The organism is Streptomyces sp. NPDC059010, from assembly GCF_042740355.1.
In the GTDB taxonomy this organism is placed as follows: domain Bacteria; phylum Actinomycetota; class Actinomycetes; order Streptomycetales; family Streptomycetaceae; genus Streptomyces.
On sequence record NZ_JBHYJA010000066.1, the window covers coordinates 44,995 to 49,656 of the forward strand.

A 4,662-nucleotide genomic window follows, 5' to 3' on the forward strand; every position below is an offset into this window, starting at 1 on the left:
GGCCCCGCCCGGCCCCGCCCGCACATTGCGCCCGGGGGCCGGGGGCAGGGCGCCCCGCGGATGGGGGGGGCGCGCCCCCCACTTCGGTACTTGCTTGGCGGCCTTCTCGATGCCCCGGTGGCCCAGGTTCGCGATGGGCGGGTTCAGGAAGGCGTCGGCGCAGGTCCTGATCGCGGGGATGATCCGGTCCCGCGGTGGCGTCGGGCCGCTGGGTGCCGTGATGGTGAAGGAGCGGTGCCTGGCGGTCATGGGGCCGCGCTCGGCCCTGGCTCTGGCCAGGTCGGCGAGGCCGGTGGAGACGGCTCCGCCCTGCGGGTCGGTGTCCACCAGGTAGGCGTCCTGTTCGTCGTAGCCGTACATGGCCACGATGTGACCGCCGAAGTGCACCTTGGTGGTGAAGTAGTCCAGGTGGTAGCTGTCGAGTTGCAGGCCGACCGGCCGGCCGGCGTCGATGGGTGCCGCAACGTTCTGCCACGCCTTGCGCGGGGAGGTGGTCTCCCCGATCAGCAGCTCAAGCCCGAGGGCGGCGGCCAGGTTCCTGGTGAGCTCGAACGGCTTGACCCGGCCTCCCAGGAAGGGAAAACCCATGGCTTTGCTGTCCCAGTAGATGAAGGACAGCCCGGAGCCGAGCCCGAACAGCATGGGCTCGGACAAGTCGAGTCCCTCATGCCGTAGCAGCACGCCCAGCGCCGTGGTCTCGCAGTGCTGCATGCCGCGGACATCAATGCCTTTCACCATCGCCACGCCGCTCATTCCCCTCTGCTCGCGCTCCTCGCCCAGGACTGGAAGCCGGACCAATTGTGGTGGTCGGCCACCGTAACCATCAGGAGTCGTGAGTCGTGAATGTCATGGAATTACGATGAAGATCCTGACAATTACGATCAAGGCCTCACGGGAGTTCTCTTGCACAGCATGCGTGGGTGGATCCGCGACCGGAGCGAGCCGTGAGGTGGCCCGGCCGTCGTAGAGCCGAGCGCCGCAGTGCAGCGCAGGCGAGCGGTACCGGCCCGCAGGTGCCCGCCCCGCCCGCATGGATGCGCTGGCTGCCGGCCTTCTACGTCGCGGGCGTCCTGCTGCTTGAGCCGATCACTCCGGTGGAGTGGCCGGTGAGCTTCCTGCTCATCGGGCTGCCGGTGGTCGCCGCCTACGCCCACCGGCCTGCCGGTGTCGCGGCCATCACGGTGTTCGCCGTCGTGTTGGAAGGAGTCCTGGCCGGCACTCCGTGTTGTGCGGGGCGCATGGTGGGTGCCCTGTGGGACCGCCACTATGTGGGCGCCTACGTCTGCACCGCCCTGGTCGGCGTCCTCGGTACGCTGCTGGCTGCCCACCGCACGCGCCGGGAGCGAACCCTCGCGAGCGTGCGCTCGGTGGCCGAGACGGCGCAGCGCGTGCTGCTGCGCCCGGTGCCCCGCCGCCTCGGCCAGGTCTCGATGGAAGCCCTCTATCTGTCCGCCGCGGCCGAGGCGCGCATCGGTGGTGACCTGTACGAGGCAGTGCCCACCGCACACGGAGTCCGGCTGCTGATCGGTGATGTCCGGGGCAAGGGCCTGCTCGCGGTGGAAACGGCCGCGACGATGCTCGGCGCCTTCCGTGAGGCCGCCCACGACGAGCCCGATCTGGCCGCTGTGGTGCACCGCGTCGAGAGGAGCATGAGCCGCAGGGCCGCGGAGCTGCCTGGCAGCGGAGTGGCGGAGCGCTTCGTCACCGCGGTGTTCGCCGAGGTTCCCGATCACGAACCGGTGGTCCGCATCGTCAACTGTGGTCACCCGCCGCCCCTTCGGTTGGGCCCCGACGGGATCACCGAGCTCGACTCGGCCGATCCGGCACTCCCCATCAACCTCGGTGTACTGCTCGGCGTCGACTATCGCGTGGACGTCGAGGCCTTCCGCCCCGGCGACCAGCTGCTGCTCTACACCGACGGCGTAACCGAGACACGCGACGGCACCGGATGCTTCTACCCGCTCACCGAGCGCATCCGGTCGTGGGTCGCCCTTCCTCCCCGCGAACTCCTCGAACGCCTGCACAGGGACCTGCTCGCCTACAGCGGCGGGAGCCTCGACGACGACATTGCCGTCCTCGCCGCCTACCGCCTTCCCGATGGGACGAGAGGCTAGTACGCCCGCGCGCGAGGCTTCCGGAAGACGACGGTCGCCGGAGGGATGTGCATCACCCGGCTGCTCACGTACCGGAACCGGTATCGGCTGCGCACCGGCGGATCAGGTCGGCACGCGAAGTGATTCCCAGGCGCTCGAAGATGCGACGCAGGTGGTAGTCGACAGTGCGTGGGCTCAGATACAGCCGGGCTGCCACCTCCTTGTTGGTCGCGCCTTGGGCGATCAACCGGACGATCTGGTGCTGACGGGAGGTCAGGGTCGGGGAGTGGGCGTCGAGAGCGGGGGCCTCGACTTCTGTGGGGTCCCCGTCGTCCCCGGTGGCGCGCAGCTCGGCCCGGGTCCGGTCGAGCCACAACCGTGCGCCGTGTCTGCGGAAGATGTCGGCCGCCTCCCTCAGCTGGGCGCGGGCGTCCGCGCGTCGGCGCTCGCGGTTGAGGTACTCGCCGTAGAGCAGGCCGGTGCGGGCCAGTTCCAGTTCGCGATCGCCGATCGGGTGCAATCGCAGGGCGCGCCGGAAATGGTGCTCGGTGTCGCCGGTTTCCAGCAGGGCGCGGCTGCGGGCTGCCAGCGCGGTGGGCCATCCCCGGCCGATCGCCGCCGCCCAGGAAGCGAAGGCCGCCGCGGCGCGTTCGGCCCGTTGCCGGTCCCCGGCTCGGACGGCGGCCTCCACGTAGCTGGGCACGGCCTCGATCGCGACAGCGGGATGTCCGAGCCTCGTACGCACGAGTCGACGCAGCTTGGCAGCCGCCTCGGCCCAGTTTCCGGAGGCGAGATCGAGGTGGGCCAGGCCCCACAGGCCAAGGGCGGACGCGAGGCCCAGGCCGTGCGCCTGTGCTTCGCCGACGACGCGGTCCGCGTACTGGCCGCACACCCCGGCGTCTCCGGTGACTCCGGCGGCGAGCATCAGGATTCCCATCAGATTGCGGGCGCAGGTCAGTTGGCCCGCTTCGCGGGCGAGCCGCAGTGCCTCGGTGGCGGTGAGCGTCGCGGTGTCCGGTCCGCTCAGCCAGCATTCCGGATACGAGAGGTGCTGCATCGCGCGCACCATCGTGGGTGTGTCACCCGCCGTGCGCGCCAGCGCCACCGCGCGGGTGGCCAGCGCACGCGCGCGGGCATCGTCGGCGATGAACAGCGCGCCGTGCGACGCACACGCGAGCACCAGAGGATCGTCCACCTGTGCCGCGGTGTCCAGACGCTCGCGCAACCGGGGTACCGCGGCCGCAGGCCGTCCTTGCAGCGATTCGGCAACCGCCAGCAGAACGTCGACGGCGAATCGGCTCGTCGGCTGTTTCTCCCGCGCCGAGCGGTCGAGTACCGCCAGCGCGCGTCGGCCGGCCTGCTCGGGCAATGCTGCGTTTCCCGTATGCAGGCCCGCTTCCCCCGCTGCCACCAGCGCCCTGACGGCCAGCGACGGGTTGTCACCGGCCAGCAGGTCGGCGGCGGTCAGGAGTCCGTCGTAGGCATCCGGCGCTGCGGCGTGTTGGAGGGAGATCACGCCTTTCAGGTAGGCGATGTGTCCCCGCGAGGACGACTGATCCCTGCCGACCAGGGGCTCCGCCCGTTCCAGCAGCCGGGCTGCGTGCCGCGGCCGTCCGGCGCGCTCGCTGCAGTCGGCCGCAGCGAGCAGGCGGCTTCCCCGGCGCTCGTCCTCGCGGGTCAGCTGGGCCGAGCGTTCCATGAGCGCCGCTGCGTGTGCGGGGCTGCCGTGCCGACGTGCGCACTCGGCCTGACGCTCCAGCTCGTCGGCCAGTTCGGCATCGGCCTCCGCCAGCAGGGCCGCCTCGTGCCAGCAGCGACGATCGTCGTGTGTGTCGGCGAAGGCCTGCGCCAGCGTGTCGTGCGCCCACTGCCGTTCGGCGAGATCCGCTCCGTGGCAGATGGCCCGGCCGAGGTCGTCGTGCCGGAAGGAGATCAGGGTCCTGGAGGTGATGATCAGGCCTGCGGTCTCGGCCGGTTTGAGGGCGGACGGATCGATGCCCGTCCGTCGGGCGACGTGGAAGAGGGTCAGGGGATCCAGTCCCGGTTCCACGGCCAGCAGCAACAGCAGCCTCCGGCAGCCTTCGGGAAGCCGGCGGAATTCGGCGAGCCAGAGGCGCGCCAGGCGAGGTGCCAGGGGAAGGGGATCGGGCAGCCGGGACAGCTGGCCCAGCTCCGCGGGGGTGAGGGTCCGCAACAACTCCAGCAGGATCAGGGGATTGCCGTCGGCTGCATGGACGAGCAGCTCGCGAATCGGGAGCGCCACCGGACAGGGGCGGATCCATGCGATGAGCCGCAGGCAGTCCTGGTCGCTGAGCCCCGGCAGACGGAGTACGGGCACTCCCGACCCGGCGGCGCACGCATGGCTCTCGGTCCCGGCCAGGATCAGAACCCTCTGACCACTGATCCTGCGGGCCACGAAGCCGAGGGCATACCTGGACTCGGCGTCGACCCCGGGGGCAATCTTGCCGACCGATAACCCCCCCCCCGGGGGGGCCCGGGGGCCGGGGGGCGGGCCCCCCCGGCCCCCCCCCCACCGCCAGGGGCCCGCGCCCCGCCGCTGGCGCCCCCG

General features: G+C 71.3%; 3 protein-coding genes. 1 reads left to right on the forward strand and 2 read right to left on the reverse strand.

Annotated features, from left to right (window positions below):
- Positions 1-738, reverse strand: a 738-nt coding sequence (locus ACFWYS_RS42980; RefSeq protein WP_384781832.1) for a BtrH N-terminal domain-containing protein, incomplete at its 3' end; no start/stop codon positions are given.
- A gap of 296 nt (positions 739-1,034) precedes the next feature.
- Here ACFWYS_RS42980 and ACFWYS_RS42985 point away from each other — a divergent pair.
- The gene (locus ACFWYS_RS42985) at positions 1,035-2,114 is read left to right on the forward strand and encodes a PP2C family protein-serine/threonine phosphatase (RefSeq protein WP_384781834.1); all 1,080 of its coding nucleotides are present in this window, start codon (positions 1,035-1,037) and stop codon (positions 2,112-2,114) included.
- A gap of 64 nt (positions 2,115-2,178) precedes the next feature.
- Here the strand turns inward: ACFWYS_RS42985 and ACFWYS_RS42990 are convergent, their stop codons facing one another.
- Entirely contained in the window at positions 2,179-4,509 is a 2,331-nt protein-coding gene (locus ACFWYS_RS42990; RefSeq protein WP_384781826.1) for a LuxR C-terminal-related transcriptional regulator, read from the reverse strand.
- Between the last annotated feature and the right edge of the window lie 153 nt (positions 4,510-4,662).

Bases quoted from the DNA above. Each gene is read 5' to 3' on its own strand.
- ACFWYS_RS42985 (WP_384781834.1), top strand. From the start codon at position 1,035: ATGCGCTGGCTGCCGGCCTTCTACGTCGCGGGCGTCCTGCTGCTTGAG.